Source organism: Vulcanisaeta sp. EB80 (assembly GCF_002078205.2).
This window is the reverse complement of the sequence record NZ_LCWN02000044.1, coordinates 1-17,921: the sequence shown is the minus strand read 5'-3', so window position 1 is coordinate 17,921 and position 17,921 is coordinate 1. Positions and strand designations below refer to the sequence as shown.

Annotated in this window: 16 protein-coding genes; 12 read left to right on the top strand and 4 right to left on the bottom strand. The window is 45.6% G+C overall.

Annotated elements, in window-relative coordinates; all coding sequences use genetic code 11:
• Positions 1 to 123 precede the first annotated feature (123 nt).
• Complete coding sequence (locus tag B7L70_RS08260; RefSeq protein ID WP_081227384.1) at positions 124 to 750, bottom strand: FumA C-terminus/TtdB family hydratase beta subunit; 627 nt, start codon at positions 748 to 750, stop codon at positions 124 to 126.
• Between the two features lie 113 nt (positions 751 to 863).
• On the opposite strand from B7L70_RS08260, the gene B7L70_RS08255 reads away from it, so the two are divergent.
• The 8 genes from B7L70_RS08255 (at position 864) to B7L70_RS08220 (ending at position 8,476) form a co-directional block, all read left to right on the top strand.
• Positions 864 to 1,742, top strand: coding sequence for a fumarate hydratase (locus tag B7L70_RS08255; protein ID WP_081227380.1), 879 nt, complete (start codon positions 864 to 866; stop codon positions 1,740 to 1,742).
• Between the two features lie 53 nt (positions 1,743 to 1,795).
• Positions 1,796 to 2,632, top strand: coding sequence for a sulfite exporter TauE/SafE family protein (locus tag B7L70_RS08250; RefSeq protein ID WP_162009140.1), 837 nt, complete (start codon positions 1,796 to 1,798; stop codon positions 2,630 to 2,632).
• A 61-nt stretch (positions 2,633 to 2,693) separates the two neighbouring features.
• On the top strand, positions 2,694 to 3,710 hold the full coding sequence (locus B7L70_RS08245; RefSeq protein WP_081227378.1) for an alcohol dehydrogenase catalytic domain-containing protein: 1,017 nt from the start codon (positions 2,694 to 2,696) through the stop codon (positions 3,708 to 3,710).
• Positions 3,711 to 3,767: 57 nt separating this feature from the next.
• The gene (locus B7L70_RS08240; protein ID WP_081227377.1) at positions 3,768 to 4,214 is read left to right on the top strand and encodes a 50S ribosomal protein L19e; all 447 of its coding nucleotides are present in this window, start codon (positions 3,768 to 3,770) and stop codon (positions 4,212 to 4,214) included.
• Between the two features lie 60 nt (positions 4,215 to 4,274).
• Complete coding sequence (locus B7L70_RS08235) at positions 4,275 to 4,916, top strand: 50S ribosomal protein L18 (protein ID WP_081227376.1); 642 nt, start codon at positions 4,275 to 4,277, stop codon at positions 4,914 to 4,916.
• 144 nt (positions 4,917 to 5,060) lie between these two features.
• A complete protein-coding gene (locus tag B7L70_RS08230) occupies positions 5,061 to 6,401 on the top strand; it encodes an MFS transporter (protein ID WP_081227375.1) in 1,341 nt (446 codons plus the stop codon).
• A 154-nt stretch (positions 6,402 to 6,555) separates the two neighbouring features.
• Positions 6,556 to 7,518 carry a hypothetical protein gene (locus B7L70_RS08225; protein ID WP_202908716.1) on the top strand — a complete coding sequence of 321 codons (963 nt, stop codon included), beginning with the start codon at positions 6,556 to 6,558 and terminating at the stop codon, positions 7,516 to 7,518.
• 133 nt (positions 7,519 to 7,651) lie between these two features.
• Positions 7,652 to 8,476 carry a hypothetical protein gene (locus B7L70_RS08220; protein ID WP_081227374.1) on the top strand — a complete coding sequence of 275 codons (825 nt, stop codon included), beginning with the start codon at positions 7,652 to 7,654 and terminating at the stop codon, positions 8,474 to 8,476.
• 15 nt (positions 8,477 to 8,491) lie between these two features.
• Here the strand turns inward: B7L70_RS08220 and aspS are convergent, their stop codons facing one another.
• Together aspS and B7L70_RS08210 are read right to left on the bottom strand one after the other, a co-directional pair.
• The gene (aspS, locus tag B7L70_RS08215) at positions 8,492 to 9,793 is read right to left on the bottom strand and encodes an aspartate--tRNA(Asn) ligase (RefSeq protein WP_081227373.1); all 1,302 of its coding nucleotides are present in this window, start codon (positions 9,791 to 9,793) and stop codon (positions 8,492 to 8,494) included.
• A gap of 39 nt (positions 9,794 to 9,832) precedes the next feature.
• Positions 9,833 to 10,345: a transcription elongation factor NusA gene (locus tag B7L70_RS08210; protein WP_081227372.1), complete on the bottom strand. Its 513-nt coding sequence runs from the start codon at positions 10,343 to 10,345 to the stop codon at positions 9,833 to 9,835.
• Positions 10,346 to 10,477: 132 nt separating this feature from the next.
• Between B7L70_RS08210 and B7L70_RS08205 the strand changes: the two genes are divergently transcribed.
• Genes B7L70_RS08205 through B7L70_RS08195 form a run of 3 tightly spaced genes read left to right on the top strand, consistent with a single transcriptional unit; the run spans position 10,478 to position 12,936 of the window.
• Positions 10,478 to 11,401: an ABC transporter ATP-binding protein gene (locus B7L70_RS08205; protein WP_081227371.1), complete on the top strand. Its 924-nt coding sequence runs from the start codon at positions 10,478 to 10,480 to the stop codon at positions 11,399 to 11,401.
• On the top strand, positions 11,388 to 12,158 hold the full coding sequence (locus B7L70_RS08200) for an ABC transporter permease (protein WP_081227370.1): 771 nt from the start codon (positions 11,388 to 11,390) through the stop codon (positions 12,156 to 12,158). Before B7L70_RS08205 ends, B7L70_RS08200 begins: the two co-directional genes overlap by 14 nt.
• Positions 12,118 to 12,936 carry a hypothetical protein gene (locus B7L70_RS08195; protein ID WP_202908715.1) on the top strand — a complete coding sequence of 273 codons (819 nt, stop codon included), beginning with the start codon at positions 12,118 to 12,120 and terminating at the stop codon, positions 12,934 to 12,936. Before B7L70_RS08200 ends, B7L70_RS08195 begins: the two co-directional genes overlap by 41 nt.
• On the opposite strand, the gene B7L70_RS08190 is transcribed toward B7L70_RS08195, so the two are convergent.
• Positions 12,922 to 16,299 carry a hypothetical protein gene (locus B7L70_RS08190; protein ID WP_238376170.1) on the bottom strand — a complete coding sequence of 1,126 codons (3,378 nt, stop codon included), beginning with the start codon at positions 16,297 to 16,299 and terminating at the stop codon, positions 12,922 to 12,924. The genes B7L70_RS08195 and B7L70_RS08190 overlap by 15 nt on opposite strands.
• A 98-nt stretch (positions 16,300 to 16,397) precedes the next feature.
• Between B7L70_RS08190 and B7L70_RS08185 the strand changes: the two genes are divergently transcribed.
• On the top strand, positions 16,398 to 17,921 hold a 1,524-nt coding region (locus tag B7L70_RS08185; protein ID WP_101940265.1), incomplete at its 3' end, for a 4Fe-4S binding protein.

Sequence of the window (17,921 nt, the reverse complement as noted above, 5' to 3'; positions counted from 1 at the left end):
TCCTAATGCTGTGTATATCCAATATTCTTTGGCACTTTTAATCAGCATGCAATACCTATTGTTCTTCCTCGATGCCTTTTTATAATTGGTTTTGAAAGCGGCAACCTCTTAGGTGCATATTCTCTATGGGCTGTGGAGTACGTCTTTTATTACCCTGTTGACCTCCTCGGATAGTTCCTTAACCTTCTCCCTAACGTTCTTTCTGAGGTCTTCGTAGTAGTTGTTGCCGTATGAGTCTATCACGACGGTTAGTGGCCCGAAGTTCTCAACCTCGAGGATCCACATGGCCTCCGCAATACCTAGGTCGAGCCAGTGTACGCCTAGGACTCTCTTGATAGCCTTAGCCGCCAGGACACCGGCGCCACCCGTGAATATTGCATATGCTGCCTTGAACTTCCTCATTGCCTCTGTGGTCTTGGGACCCATGCCACCCTTGCCGATTACAAGCTTGACGCCGAGTTTCTCGATAACCTCTGGTTCGAAGTCATCCATCCTAGCGCTGGTTGTTGGTCCCATGCTTATTATCCTCCATGTATCGCCCTGCTTCAGGGCAACTGGGCCCGCGTGGTATATAACTCCGCCCTTTAAATCAACGGGCAATTTTTCACCCTTTCTTATTGACTCGACCATTCTGACATGGGCTGAATCACGTGCGCTAATGAGTATGCCACTCACGTATATTGTGTCTCCAATCCTTAATTTAGTGATGTCCTCGTCACTAATGGGGGTTTTTAGGTAGTACGTGCCCACAACAAACACCCAAAGCTAGTGTACATTAGGTCTTTAATTAAGCATTTCCATAATTATTTACTACATTGATGGAACAAACAAAGCTTTAATACCTCGGTTACGCTAAGCTAACCATGCCGAGCCTTGAGGATTCAATTAAGGAGGCGGCAAAGGCAATAGTAAAGATGGCCAGTGTCTCGCCGGCGGATGATGTGGTGAATGCGCTTAAGAATGCCGTTAAGATCGAGATTCACGAACCAAGCAAGGTACAGTTGAACGCAATACTAACGAACATAGACCTGGCAAGGCAGTACAACGCAGCCGTGTGCCAAGACACTGGCGTGCCCACATTCTTCATAAAGCTTGGCGATGGCTTCCCAATAAGGAGCAAATTATTTTCAATACTGACGGAAGCGGTCAGGGAAGTTACGAAGGAGTTGCCCCTAAGGTCGAACTCCGTGGATCCACTGACCGAGAGAAACGCAGGCGATAATACGGGCATTGGGATACCCGTGTTTGATGTGGAATTATTTGATGGTGATTACCTGGAAATGATATACACACCAAAGGGTGGTGGTACCGAGCTACCCAGCAAGGCCTTCGTGGTACCGCCAGGCAATGCATGGGAAAGGCTACCCGAGCTTGTACTCAACGCTGTCATTGATGCTGGCCCAATGCCCTGCCCACCAGTCATTGTTGGTGTGGGTATTGGGCCCAACCTAGACGTTGCCGCCAAGCTGGCCAAGAAGGCTGCCGTATTAAGGCCCGTTGGTTCAAGAAATAGTAATCCCGGAATCGCAAAGATTGAGGACGCATTGCTGGAGGCTATCAATAAACTAGGTATTGGGGCTCATGGAACTGGAGGTAGGGTAACGGCACTAGACGTGCATATTGAGTACGCGTACAGGCACCCAGCAACCTTCGCGATAGGCATAGTCTTTTCGTGCTGGGCAACCAGGAGGGCCCGAGCTATCGTGTACCCTGATGGTAAATACGAGGTAAAGCCGCTATAATGAATCAACTAAGTGTAATAAAAAATTAAGCTTAATTATTGCCAAAATCAAATGTGAACGAATTTATCTTGATTGAACTATTTGGATTAGCACTTATAATCTCATTCGTAGCCTCTCAGGGCGGTATCTCGGGGGCTTATTTATTAGTACCTGCCCAGATTTACATACTTGGGGCATTAAGCCCTGTGGTTAGCAGTACGAATCTCATGTATAATGTCATCGCCACACCATTATCTATTTATCGTTATTTGAGAGAGCGTAGGGTGGTCAAGCAGTTAGCTCTCACGCTAGCCCTTGGTGGTATGGCGGGCTCTATCGCGGGTTCGTATATCCGTGTCTTCTTAATAGGGGCTGAGGTCTTTAGGGTGTTTGTCGATGTCGTTTTACTAATCCTTGGCATCGAATTGATAATGACTCTGAGAGCTACGAGGGCTAGGAAGCAGCTGGTTACTGCTGTGAAGGTGTTGGGTGTGAGATCTGGGAGACTTTTCTTCCTATTCTCAGATAAGGTCTTCAGCGTATCATTACCAATAATCTTCGCATTATCCTTCATCATTGGCGTGGTTGGTGGTATTTATGGTATTGGGGGCGCATCGATAATGGCGCCGATATTATTAACGGCCTTTAACCTACCCGTTTACGTAACAGCTGGTGCAACATTGATTGGGACCCTAGCGGGGTCCATCCCGTCCTTAGTGACATATTCAATATTGGGGTTTGGTCCCAATATCTCCGTTGGCGTGAGCATAGGGTTCGGTGGACTTATGGGTTCATACCTCGGCGCGTCGATACAGAGGAGGGTTCCTGAATGGATTATTAGGTTAATGCTTAGTATCATAACAATACTACTAGGGCTTCTCGACATACTCATTCATCTTGCTGGACAGTGAGTATTCATTATCTTGGAACAGCCGACGTATACTTATTAATATTTTAAGACCTGCCTTGTTGATGAGGGCTGTAGTCTTTGAAACGCCTGGTATTGAAAACCTGAAGATAATGGATATGCCAAAGCCAAAGCCTGGACCTGGTGAGGTGCTGGTGAGGGTTAAGTACGCTGGAGTGAACCCCGTTGATTACTTCACAATAAATAACAAAAACGCTAGACCCATACCTCACATACCTGGTGCTGAATTCTCCGGTGTCATTGAGGAGGTTGGTCCTGGGGTTGGCGGGGTTAATGTTGGCGATGAGGTGGTTATTTACAATAGATTATTTGATGGAACCTGCCGGTACTGCTTAATGGGTCATGAGGAATTATGCGTAAATAGTGGACTAATTGGTGTTGTGACCCAGGGAGGATTTGCTGAGTATGTCGTAGTGCCTACCACCAACGCACTAAAGGTTCCCAAAGGGGTTAGTCTTGATGAGGCTGCCACATTGCCCGTTGGTGCATTGACTGCGTGGCATATGCTTAATCGTGCTGAGGTTCACCCAGGTGAGGTTGTTGCGGTTTTTGGAGCCACTGGTAATGTGGGTAGTTATGCCATTCAATTTGCCAAGTTGAGAGGCGCCATTGTGGTTGCTGTTAGTAGGAGGGCTGATAGGGTTAGGCAGGCATTGATGGAGCTTGGCGCCGATTACGTCGTCACACCTGATGATGTTAAGCAGGTTATTAATGAGCTTAGTGAGGGTTTGGGCGCCGATGTTGTTGTGGATGCTGTTGGTCAATCAACCTGGAATCCCAGCTTCTCAATAGTCGCCAAGTACGGTAGGTGGGTCACAGCGGGTGCATTAACTGGTGGTGATGTCACGCTTAATTTACCGTCACTATACTCCAGGGAAGTACTTGTGATAGGCTCCACAGGTGGTACCAGGGCTGAGTTGAGGGTTTTATTGAACCTACTAAGTAAACGTAGGATTAGGGCTCCAATATATACGAAGCTTGATCTCGAGAGAGTTAAGGATGCCTTTGATATCATGTTTAAGAATGAGAATAGAGTTGGCAAGGTACTATTGACACCGTAAAGTAACCTAACCTCGCTGCGGCAATGTTTAAATAGGGCTTGGTTTTTAGTGCGTTGTATGGTTGACGTAAAGAAGCTGGCTGCGGAGGTACTTGGTGTTGGTGAGTCCAGGGTTAAGATTAGCCCTGAGGCTATTGATAGGCTTGGTGAGGTGACGACTAAGGCTGACGTGAGGGCTTTGATTAAGGAGGGGTTGATATACGCGGAGTATGAGAAGGGCGTTAGTAGGGGTAGGTGGCGTGAGTACCATGAGAAGAGGAAGAAGGGTAGGAGGAGGGGTGTTGGTAGTAGGAAGGGTTCGAAATACGCAAGGCTTGACCCCAAGGAGGCTTGGGTTAGGAAGATTAGGGCATTGAGGAGGTACCTAAACTCGCTTAAGAGGAGGGGGTTGATTGATTCGAAGACTTGGAGGGAGCTTTACCTGCAGATCAAGGGTGGCAGGTTTAACAGTGTCTCGGCACTTAGGGCATACTTGATAAGTAACAACATAATTAAGCAGCGATAGGGCTAAAGAGCCGTGGCTTAGAAATACTTATTAAGCAACAATCCTCTTGGCTTTACGAGCATGGCAAGGACTGGGCGTTATAAGGTTAAGTTTAGGAGGCGTAGGGAGGGTAAGACGAATTACTACAAGCGTAGGGAGATGATAAAGAGTGGGTTGCCAAGGCTTGTAATTAGAAAAACCAATAATTACATAATTGCCCAGGTCGTTACAGCCAAAGTCACTGGTGATGCAGTAATTGTCAGCGCAACATCGAAGGAATTGGTTAGGTTGGGTTGGAAGGGTGGCACAAAGAATACGCCGGCAGCCTACCTAGTCGGCTTATTGATTGGTTATAAGGCGTTATTGAAAGGTGTTAAGGAGGTTATACCTGACATAGGACTTCATAGACCAATAAAGGGTGCCCGTGTGTTTGCTGTAATTAAGGGGGCTGTTGATGCAGGGCTCGAGACTCCTCATGATGAGGAGATACTTCCTGATGAGGATAGGTTGAGCGGTAAGCATATTGCCGAATATGCGGGGAAACTTAAGGGTGAGAATGAGGCATTATATAAGGCTCGGTTTTCCAAGTACCTAGCCAGGGGCTTGGACCCTGCGGACTTGCCAAAGCATTTTGAGGAGATTAAAGGAAAGATTAAGGATTATTACATGGGATTATTTAAGAAACTGAACATAGAATTACCACAGGAAGAAACTGAGGAGTAAAATATTGTTAATGAACAATATCCTCATCAGGAAGTACCGTTATACCGAATTCGTAATAATTATGGAGCATTAACCGTATTATTTGCCATTAGCATAAGTCTTATAAATAGGTTATTAATTGCTTATAACTAGGTGATTGAATAAATGAGCAGCGAAACAAAGCTCTCAGGGATACATTACGTGATGTTCCTTAGTTACTCCCTAACGTTCCTAATATGGGGTTTTGTGACAACCAGTGGTGTCATGACCCTTGATTACTTCTCTAAATACATACCTAGGTTCTTAGTGCCAATTTCTGCGGCAATGGGTCCCTTATTTCTGATGGTTGGTAATACCCTAATGGGTCGGTTAGCTGATATTGTTGGTAGGAGGGGAATTTATGTATTCACAATGAGCCTGTACACCATAGGCTTAGTTGGGATGGCACTATCACTATTTTTTATTAATACCATGCCCGTGGAAATCGCGTTTACTGTGTTCTTAATATCGTACATCCTAGCCGAGATTGGTGTCGGTGGTGAGGAACCGCCGGCATTGGCAGCGACTACAGAGTTAATGCCGCCAAATCGCAGGGGTTCCATGCTCGTTTTAATCACGAATTTCGATAATGTTGGTGCCGCCCTAGCAGCCCTAATACTCTTCCTATCATTGCTATGGAGCACTCCCATTTCAGCCACGTGGACCATGATAGGGACCGCCATTCTTATAATTGCGGTGGCGGTAGTGATAAGGTTAGTAACGCCTGAGTCCGTTAGGTGGCTTATGGTTAAGGGTAGGGAGGATGTTGCGAGGAGGATTGCTGAGGAGAAGGGGTTGATGTATGCCATCTCGGATTATCGTAGTAAGGCGAATGTGAGGTTCCCACCGGTGTGGTTCAGGGCATTGGTGCTGTCATTGATGGGGTTCTCGCAGTTGGCAACCTATGGTCTAATGGCATATTACATAATATACCTACCCACACTACCCTTCTCCAGTAATGAGGTGTTGGCCGCCCAGGTCCTTCTATGGGCTAATGTTGGTGCATCATTGGCAGGTCTTGTGGGCTTGGTTGTCGACAATATACGTAGGAGGATGTTTACCTTATTGTCGTACATTGGCGGTTTGTTAACCATGATACCCATATTCCTGGTTTACGGCCTAATGTCAACAAGTAGTATAGCTTCCTCTTTATCGATATTCTACATACTTCTAATCCTAAATATGGTATTTAGTGAGTTCGGTTGGGCGGTGAGGGTGCTTTTGGAGCCTGAGTTATTCCCAACGAGGGTTAGGTCCACATGGATAGGTATTGTTAGGCTTATCTCATGGACCGTCTACATAGTACTAATCTACTACCTACTAGCCACAGCCAGTACGTTCACATACCTACTCTCAAACGTACTACTGTACATCGTCGGCATAGCCGCGGCTCTAGCCTGGTACATATGGGGTGTGGAGACGAAGGGCTTGCCCGTTAGTGTACTTGATGGCGCAGCTAGCAAATAATACTACAATGATCCCATGCCATTATAATAAAATAGATCACTCAATACCCGTTAGTGCCTAAAATTTGATTGAAAAAGATTTTTAATACCGAGTGAAGCGAAAGTTTTGCTTTACATAGTTCCTTTCCGTCTATCAATTCCCTCAGGTGATTGGTATGGCAAAGCGGTACCTGGCATTGGCGATGTTCGCCTCAGCCCTGTGGGGAGTTTCGTACCCAATCACGTACTTAGCGCTGAGACTTTATGGAATAGAACAATTATTAGCGTTGATATACTTATTCTCCACGGCTTCATTAGCAATGATATTAGCCTTCAATGGGTTTGACCATGAATCGGTGGTTAAGGGTTTAGCACTATCGCCAATAAATTACGCGCTCTCGTACCTATACGTTGAGTTATCAGGGTCTGTTGGTGGCTTGACAGCGTTGGTAAGTTCCAGCTATATTATTCCACTGATAGTAGTTGATTACTTACTCAATAGGGACGTGAGTATTAAGTACGTGATATCAGCCGTAACACTGCTTGCAGGGCTTTATTCGCTATTTCAGGGTTATGGCGATTCCATATACATAGCGATGCTACTAATGATCCTAAACCTAGCATACACACTGGCTTTAGCGTACCTTAGTCATGCAGACACCCTAAATCTCATCCTTGGGCAATCGCTGGGTACATTACTGATCTCACTCTTTATGGTACATGGCGCAATCATTACATCAAATATTCAGTACATTTATTATCCATTGGCACTGGCATTTATTGGTAATGTGATACCATACTCACTCTACGCAGTATCAATAGAAAAGCTTGGACCTGTTGAGGCATCGTTAACATCGTCAATGGAAACCGTAAGTTCACTCGTGGTATCAATACCAATCCAGCAATTACCAAACAACCCATTGGCATGGACCCTACTCACAGTATCAATACTATCAATAAGCATAGAAGCACCCAGATTCGGTGTCCATGGAAAGACGTTAGCTCCCATAATTCGGGACTATATCAATCATAATACGATCAATTCTATTAGAAACGCTTATCCGCGACATATCGATAGAGGTGATATGCGCGATTCACCATTCATATTGAACGTGCCTGGTAAGAGGAAGGTAATATAGCTAATATCCCATCCCAGGCAATTCCTAAGCGAAGCATTATTGGTCATTGCACGTTAAAATACGGCATGATGATGGGCTTACCACAATCTTTACCACAGTTACTATTATAAGATCGCCCTAAGCTCTCCCATACGTGAGTGCTAGGTCTATTGGTAGGGGTGTTTGTCCTAAATGTGGGTTGGAGGGTTCCGTGGTGATTAAGCAGGTTGGTGGTAAGGAGTATGTATATGTTAAGCACGGTAGAACCTGGCACTACATAGGTCCATTGGATAAGGTAAACCTCAATACGATACTGATAGGGTATACCACCACACTACCACTAAAAGGATCCAGCAGAGTGGGTAAGGCGATGGGTGGGCAGGGTAAACCCTTGAGTAAGGTGATCGCCAAGGTGCTTGGCGTGTTATTAATAGCCATTGGCGCAATTCTAGTGCTAATCCCACTTTTATTCTTACCAGTACTCTTACCGGCTACTGGCTACGCATATGTTGGTGGCTCTGGGCTTTTAATTGTGAATGGTTCGGATAAGGCGTACCTATTCTCGACTATGAGTAATCCAATTACTGTTAATGTAATGACGATGTACGGAGCTAGGTTTAAGGTTCTTGTAACACGAATTAGTTCATTACTACCTCCACTGAATAATACCTTAAGTACGGCTCAAATAACCGTGGGCCATTCAATCAATATCACTGAGATCAAACAATTATTGCCGAACTTCTTAGGTGATTATACGAATTACACAGCAACAATAAGCCCTGGAGAGGTGTTGATAGTGTGGCCTTACGAGGTTTATGAGAAACCGGCATTACTTACCTTCGTTTATCGCTCCATGCCCATACAAGCCAAGGCGCGAATTAATGTTGTTAACGTTGTGATAATGGCATCGCCTTTATTAATTATTGCCGCTGTGTTGATGTACGGTGGTTATGAATTGTATAGGTGGTCTCGAAGTTAATTAGAAATTGTATAGTTACGGCTCGAGCCTGAATCGATCCCTTGGGTATAGCACCACCTCGCGGATGTTATCCCTCCTCAGTAGAACCATCATTAGCCTGTACAATCCCAAACCCCAACCGGCGTGAGGGGGTAGACCGTAATCATAAATCACTAGGTGGCTTTCGAAGCTTTCGGGGTTTAAACCCCTCTTCCTTAGTGCGTCGATGAGTTGTTCCTTAATATGTATTCTACTGCTTCCTGACGCGATTTCTAGACCATCAATTACCAGGTCGAAGGATTCACTAATCCTTGGATCGCTCTCGAGGGGTTTCGTGTAAAATGCCCTGATGTCTGTTGGGAAGTGTATTATGAAGAATGGCTCGCCAAACTCCTCGCTTAGGATCTCCATACCACCCTTGGGAACATCCTCACCCCAATTAACCTTCAAACCCCTCCTCTCAAGTATCCCCAGTGCCTCATCGTAGGTAATCTTCCTGAACGGTTTTTTGGGCACCTTAACCTCTATACCATACTTACTAAACTCATCGTTAAATGCCTCAGCCACCTTACCATATACATTAACAATTACGTCCTCGAGAACTTCCATCACATCGGTATAGTTTGCGAAGGCTTCCTCGATGTCAACTGATATGAATTCATTAAGGTGGTAGTTCGTGTTGTGCTTCTCAGCCCTGTATGCTGGTGCTATCTCGAAAATCCTCTCAAGGCTTGCCGTCAATTCCTCCTTGTAGAGCTGGGGGCTTTGGGCTAGGTAAGCCACCCTTTCGAAGTACTGTACGGCAAATAGTTCAGCACCACCCTCGGTGCTCGTGACTATGATCTTTGGTGTGAAAACCTCGATAAATCCATGGCTATACAGCGTCTCCCTAATTGCACGGGTAACCTCGCTCTCTACCCTAAATATTAAGGAGTTGATCGGTCTCTTAAGATCCACAGACCTAAACCTAAGTCTAGTGTCTAAGTCGGTCTCAACAGTACCCCATATATCAATTGGTAAAGGCTTTGACTTGGCTACTACATACACCTCGCTTGGGAAAACCTCAACACCGGCTTTGGCTATCTTACTCGCCTTGACGATGCCCCTAACCACTATGGCATCCTCCTTATTCAATGACGCTACTGCTGACCAGACACTGTCTGGTACAGAACCTTTCTTTATTGTTAGTTGTACCATACCCTCCCTATCCCTAAGAAGTACGAACTTTATATTACCAATATCCCTAATATCCCAAACCCAACCGCTCAGGACTACCTCCTTACCATCCAACTCAGGCTTCACATCCTTTGTCCAGTGGGTCTTTCGGGGAAAGCTCACGAACGCCCTAGTCAATCCTTAGCAATTTAAGTATTGTGATTACCTTGTGACCTCAACCCTAATGTTTGTACCGCTTATTTGACTGAGAACCCTGGCCAGCTCGCTTGGTCTAAATGGCAACCTCCTGAGTTCCGCCCTTGTTATTCTGACTATGGTTTCTGTCGTGCCGTCTGGCAACCAAGAGGTTGATATGGTTAGAATGCGGGCTGGTGACGCCAGCTGGGTTGCTAACTCATTAATATTGACACCCTTCTCAACAACCTTAACCTTCTTATCCAACGCCCTCTCTAGATCATGCTCTATCTGCTGCACCACCGCCCGTGGTAGTGACCTTACGCCCTTTAGCACAACTATGACTAGGTCACCGACCTCGTAAGACTTCACATACTCAACATTCTTCAGAAGATCCTCCATCTTACCTGTCGCTATGTTGAGTAGGGCGTCGCTTACGTCTACATCTAGCATGGAATATTCTCCGCTATCCAGAAGGGATTGGCACTTGCTGCAAAACACCCTGGTCTTGACACAGAATGTGCAAAACGGAATTTTCATTCGACATCATAAGAAGTACTGGATTAATAAACCTTTGCCTTAGGACCAACCAGGTTATTAAACACCGAGAATTAACGTAGTGTTATCTAGCGATTAAACCTTTTTATTTTGGCTTAGTTTGGCTATTGCTGTGTGAGCATAGCCATAGAGGCGCATGATCTTAGGAAGAGATTCACCAGTTACGAGCGCGTGGGATTCCTCAGAAGGAGAAGGGTGGTTATTGACGCATTGAGGGGTGTCTCGTTCAAGATCAAGTGGGGTGAGGTCTACGGACTACTGGGTCCCAATGGGGCTGGCAAGACCACGACCGTGAAGATACTAGCCACACTGCTCATACCGGATGGGGGTTACGCCATAGTTAATGGTTATGACACCGTTAAGGAGGCACAAGCCGTCAGGAGGAGCATAGGCCTCGTGCTTTATCCAGACAAGGGGTTTTACTCCAGGTTGAGTGGGTATGAGAACCTCGTCTACTTCGGCAGGTTGTATGGTTTGGATAAATCCACGGCTGAGACTAGGGCTAGGGATCTAATGAGGGTTGTAGGTCTTGAGAGCGCCATGAATAGGCCCTATGAGGAGTACTCGCTCGGTATGAGAGCCAGGTTAGCCATAGCGAGGGCGTTGATTCACGACCCACCAGTGCTTATTCTTGATGAACCAACGATAGGGCTTGACCCATTATCGGCCAGGGAGGTAAGGGAGTTGGTAAGGAGGCTGAGTAAGGAGGGGAGGGCCATATTGTTCACGAGCCACAATCTTTGGGAGGTGGAGGAGGTTTGTGATCGCGTTGGTATAATAAATAATGGGTCAATGATAATCGAAGGACCGCCCAGGGATATCAAGGATACGCTTGGTTTGAAGTACGTAGTTGAGGTGGAGGTAATGATGAATGGTCACGTTGAAACCCTTAGGGAAGAGACCCCAAATCCAGCCCATACTCTTCGTAGGCTAATTAATGATGCTGAGGTTAGAGGGTTTAACGTAGTTAGGGTCAGGATCAACGAACCATCACTGGAGGAGGCCTTCATAAGGGTGGTTCGTAATGAGGGTAAGTAAGCTAGACGCCCTCTACGCGGTTATGGTTAATGAATTGAAGATAATAAGTAGAGAGCCAGGTGGCTTAGTGCTACTGGTTTTGCTACCTTACTTCATAGCGGGTGGTATGGCGTTCATAGCATCATTCTTTGCGAGGGTAACCGTTGGGGTGTTCGTGAGACAGTTCCTGGGTTTTGAGGTACTCATGCTATCACTAATAATGGTGCAGACAGGGGCTAGGTTTCTGTGGGAGGAGAGGGGTGGTGGTAGGTTGGAATTCCTGCTGGTGAGTCCAACGGGTATGTACGTGATCCTGCTGGGGACCTCATTGGTGATGGTCCTGGTTAACATAGGTGCGTTTACCATAGCCTCCTTACCAATACTTTACCTAAACTATGGCCTGGTCGGTATGGTCAAGTTAATCATAGCCCTGCTGACACTATTCATAGGCCTACTACCGCTTTACGGTATTGGGTTGTTGGTGGCGGGTATAATAATGAGACTTAATGATGCAGATACTGTGGCGAATATCGTGACGCCAATACTGACGATACTCTCTGGAGCCACATACCCAATATACGTACTGCCCTGGTGGATCAGGGGGTTGGTTTACATACTACCCATGTACCAAACATTCTATTCCATGTACATGGAAATCACAGGTAATGCAAGCCTAAACCTCGTGATTAACCTGGTACTCTCAGCAATCGCATACCTATCGCTAGGTGTGACCACGTATGCAGCCCTCGAGAGAGATTTCAGGAGGAGGGGCACTTAATGAGTTAATCGTTGAGGTTTGGAGGGGGCTTCGGCTACTGCTATCTAGGCCCTCGCTGATATTGATAAATGTGCTCACGGCACCACTCTGGCTCGCATTCTTTATACTGACCCTAAGGGGCTTTGGCGTACTATCACTTGGTAGGCAGATCCTCCAGCTATTTCTATGGGCCGCCTACGCCTTCACGCTATACTCAAGCTGGTTGTGGGGTTTCGGGCATGGGTTAATTCAGGAGAGCTCCGAGGGTATCCTGGAGAGCTTGATGTCAATAACGAGGGGCTTGTTAAACCACATAATCGGTTGGGGCATTGCCTACGCCATATACTCACTGCTTGACTTCGCCGCACTAATCTTCAGCTTCTACATAGTGTTCGGCCTGGTGCTCGAGATCCGCCACCCACTAATCCTCGCACTTTCGATAGTGCTGGCATCCTTTGAGCTGCTCCTCATCTCTACGATATACGCTATGCTCGTTATTAGGCTCAGGTCTAGCTGGGTCATTACGAACATAATGCAGTTCCTAATGCCAGTACTGGGTGGTTTAATACCAAGCGAGACCAATAAATACGTGACGCTCATCAACGAACACTCACCAATAGCATACCCCTTCGTATTAATGCGTGAATCGGCCCTTGGGTATCTCGAGATCCCAATACCAATACCTTACCAATTAATTATTTCGTTGGTTACAGTACTCCTATTATTTGTAATGACGGCGTTGTTGGTGAGGCTGTTCGATAGACGGTTACGGTATGAGGGCAAGCTAGGACTTGCGTGATTTCCTAGTAACTCGGTACGCAACCACTACTGCGATAATTATTGAGGCGAGGGCGGTGTACATTAACATCTCGTACTTAAGTATTAGACTTGCGGCATTTAGTCCATTTAAATCGCCATTAAGGATTGCCTGCGTTAGCAAGTACTTTGATAGTTGAGTCAGTGGGTCGTAGGGTCTTGATGATGCCTCTTGGTACTCAGTCACTATCTTATTTACGAGAGACCAATCGCCACTCGTTATTGCACTGGCTATCGTGGCGTTTAGGAACTGCGGATTACCTAGGCTATTAAGGAGCTCCTCTGCCTCAACGTATGTTGACGGTACAACGAAAACGCGAACCAGGCTTTCATTGACAACGCCTAGGTAGTTAATGCTTAGCAGTAGGCTTGATGGACCTGGTGATTGCAGGATGTACGTGCTTGACCCATTGACTAGGACTGGGGCTGGCACCCTCGAGCCATTCAAGAATGTGGCGTAGACCTCAACCGTACCGTTGAGTATTAGAGGCTCACCGTCATAATAACTAACGACATTGCCGAGCCATACGTTTAGGGCATCCCAATAACTTATCGATTGCGAACTCAGGGTGTAAGCGGATGCGTTAATGTACAGTGGGCACTCACGATTAAATTGGAGCGCTAGCGATGTATTCGCTATAACCGTGATCGACTCGTTCGTACAACCACGAAGAGTTACATTGATGGGTAGCTCGATACTGGGTATGTCATTAATCGTTATATTTACGTACTCCTGATGCCCAATTAACACGAGGGGCTTGGACTCCACGTGAATTCCTAATAACTCAACACTCGCCACAGTAATGTTATTCGAGACCAAAGGCCCTAGGGCTACGGTGACTAGGTAAATGCCAGGGGCCGTGGGTTTCACGACTGTGTCTATAATGGTTGACTTACCCGGGGGTAGATCTACGGTGGTGATTAGTGATTGTGTACCATTTAAATAAACATAGAGAGGTCCTTGGTACATCAATGCTGGTGGTATCGTTACATTAATGTGTACATCAATTGCCTGCGGATACACAGCCACCCATGGGGATTGTATGGATGTTTCTGGCGTCGGTCTAGTTATTGTTATGTTTGTGAAGCCGGTATTTATTGTTAGGATTGTGTAGTTTGATGGTAATTCGTAGGTAACAGCTATTGTGGAATTTGCAACCCTATGGTTCAGTACGAGGTACTGGTATGGGCCATGTACACTGATGTTTACGTAAACATACTCATAGGTTTCAGTCACATTCCATAAATAATCAACGACACTCATACTCGGCGGTGAAAACACGATGGTCGACATTATCGTAGTGCCCGAGATGACTAGAGTTATGGATTGGCCTGTGTATGTCATGTTAAGCATTCCCTGCACAAACCCTGACCCACCACAGGGCGTTGAGATACTCCCTATCTCTGAATTGTTTACGTAAATTACAGCCCTATAAAACACCGGGTAGCTTGGGCATTCTTGTGCTGTAAGGGTTACTGTTGTGTTTATGAGGACCCACCTGGGGGCTAGCAGGGCTACCCTGGGTATCAAGGCTATTGATGGGGGTGGTAAGTTTATGCTTAACGTGGTTATTGTGTATGTGCTATAGTTAACGTAGACCTGCCCAGATAGACCATCTACCGTTACTGTCATAGTCCCCAAACCACTTACGTATGTTGTCACTACCGTGTAATTGCCATTTAGGTAATATGTTGCGTTAACAATACCAACCTGGGCGGGCACCACATTGTAACCCAACGATAACGCCGTACTTGGACTATTATAAAGATAAAGATCACCCTGGCCGCTGCCTACCGTTGAGTTTGTGAAGAAGTAGAACTTTATTATTGTTTGCCCTGGGTTAAGAAGTACGGTCTCGTTAGGTGGTTCGAAGTAAATCATTGGCTTATAAATATTAATTGGGCTTGGTGGTGAGGAGACCTGAACATTAGTAATTATGGCAATGTTGTTGTTAGGATTATTTACACTTAGTACTAGATAGCCGAAGCTATTACTTGTTAGGTACAATGTTGACTGCGTTAATAGGTTCATGGATGGTTGCTGCAGTGTGATTGCTAGTAATGTGGACTCGCCATTATATGTGATATTGATTGTGTATGTTCCCCACGTTATCCCTGTAAGCACTGCCTTAGCATAACCATTGCTTGCAGCCACTATTGTACCGTTAACGTATAAATCACCACTAATTGGTGTTGTGCCATAGGTTATGTAGAGCTTTAGGGATAGTGTTTCATTTAATACGTCATATGTCCCATAAAGAACCTCGGCTACAATACCTGGTGTATAGCTAATCGTTACCGTTATAGTCTCGCTTGAGGTTGTTGGGTTAACGAGAGCCACGTACAGTGTGGTGTTCGAGGTACTAATCGTTGTGTTCAACTGTATATTACTATCCACAATGCCCCCACTTGTCGAGATCTCAATTGATCCAGAGGCAGGTAATTGCAACTCGTAGTATTGAGCACTAAGTCCCTGGAGGCTTACGGTGAATGTGTACGTATTGCCACTTATGCTTATTGTCTGAAACGTGGGCGTGTACGTTGTCCCACAGAGGTCTTGTCCATGCACTATCGATAGTAGGTACTGCACATAGTAGTTGTCCAACCATGAATTAACCACTGAGTCGCCGGCGAACACATTAGCCTCTATCGTGGCTGGGCCGATACCGTTCGATATTAGCCAGTAAATGAAGGCTGAGTAGTAGTACATGTTTATTATTGGTTTACCATAGTAGTCGTAAGGATCATACTCATATTGATTATACATGAAGTAATCCTGATCCAGCGGGCATTGGTTCGTATAGTAGCTGGCTGTACCCTCGGCATCAGCCTCAATGTACCACGGGTAATCCTGAGGTATTGCCGTGTATTGTACATAAGCCCATTGGGATACATGGACTAGTTCATGGTATGCCGTGTGCTCGAGCCATTGTGTTGAAAGCCCTGCGGAGATGTTTATGTACGCAATACACGCATTTATTATCTGACCCGTATTTGGGTAGTACGTGTATTCCCACTCTGTGATGCCAGCTTCGGTACCGTTATTTATGCTTGGTACAACGTAGACCGTGTATTGGCTGCCACTACATGGTGGTGCCATTTTCATGCCTAAATTTGATGTGTAGAGGGAGTAGGCTTGCTCAAGGTAGTTGTCCAGTTCCTGGTCGTATGTTTGACCAGCGTTTGCTAGGTCGTAGATTACGAAGTGTGTACTATTTACTGCCGGTGTTAATGCGTTGGCGTGCGTGGATATTAGTATTAGTAGGAGTGCTAGGGCTAGTGCTGAAGCTTTAACTGTCATTATTTCCAAATAATGCCCATTGGAAGCGTATGTTTTCTGCCCCATGGCTTCTATTCTTTATTAACTATTTTCTAGTTTTTAAGTGTTAATTCAATTCCGCATGAAAAATAATACTTTTTAAATCATAAGTAACATGCGAGTCAGTGCCGGGTTTAAGAAACAGTATTGTGCACATTATTAGCATCTTGAGGAGTTCATTCAGTGAGGTAGTGGTTACGGGCTCTATAATAATGAATAAGGTGTTTAGCGTAAGGGTTAGGCCCGATGACGCCATTAGGGAGGCTGAAGCGTTTTCAAGCACGTTCAGGGATACAGCCGTATTAATGGATGACGTAGGCTTCCTTAATTCCCTCGGGGCTTTGGGCATGGTGAGGGTTAGGGGTTCCTTGGTTGTGTTTGTTTACGATATACATGACGTGAGACCCTTCTGTGAAATAATGGGTTTACCATGCCTAGAGCCATGGGATGGGGAAAGCCTGGTTCAATCCATTAGGGAGGGTAGGGATTACAGCGAGGTCTTTGAGCTGCCATACGTGGTTAGGCTAGGTCCCTGGTTAAGCATTGATGGTGCCAAGGGGCTGGAGGTTGTACGTAGGAGCCCAACCTTCAATAAGAATTGGGGTGAGGTGATGAGGTGGGGTTTGAATCGGTTAATTGGTGGATTTAGTAGGGAATTACCTAACGAGTTATTGATTAGGGCTCAGGATAGTATTAATGTGACGGGGGGTGGGGATGGAGTGTTGATTTCTGGCTCAACATGGTCCTTCATTAAAGATAAGGTAGATAAACTCGCAGGCTATGCTTTGGTGAAGAGCTTATACGTGAATCCCCTACCTAAGAATTTACCTAATGTTAAGTACGTAGTAGATATTGATGATTTCCTATCTAAGAAGTTGGGTGTGGGGAGGTTAATGATGGATGATGTGGCTAAATGGTATAATGATTTAATGAGTGAGGTGGCGCATGAATTCTTTTTTCGAGGGGCAGGAGATCCATTAATGCTAATTGAGTGGTTTATAGCTAGGCATAGGAGGGTTGGGGAGGTACCCATTGTAATCCTAGACCCAGCCTACGCATACGACATAAGCAGTGAGGGACTTTCGCCAAGTTATGACATGCTTCCAACGTACTTCGAACCAGCACGTTTTGGGCAGGTTATCGATATTGTAACAAGCCCACTGGCTGCCCTTATTGCATTATCAAGATCTGGCTATGAGTACGGTAGGATCATAGCCATAGCAAGCCCGTGCACATTGATTGCGAATCAGGATTTACTATCTGAAATGCAGGACATCATTAAACCAAACAATTCATTACTAATAATCATGAGTGTGGATAATGGGCATGAGGGTGAGTGCGGCGACTTCACGGAATTATTTACTAAATATGGTATTAAATACTCCGCAATTAATTATGACCCAACAAACCCCACATCAGCGTTAATGGACTTAATCAGAGTTAACGAGAGTCGGGGTGTTGTTGTGATAAACTTCTCTAAAAAAGCCGTCAAACGCGCATACATCGTGAATGACGAATACTGCGACAATTGCGGTGATTGCCTAAGGATTGGTTGCACAGCCATACGCCTGGTCAAGAAGCCCGTGATAGAACAAGATAAATGCATCGGCTGCGGTATATGCGAACTAGTTTGTACAAGGGGGGCAATA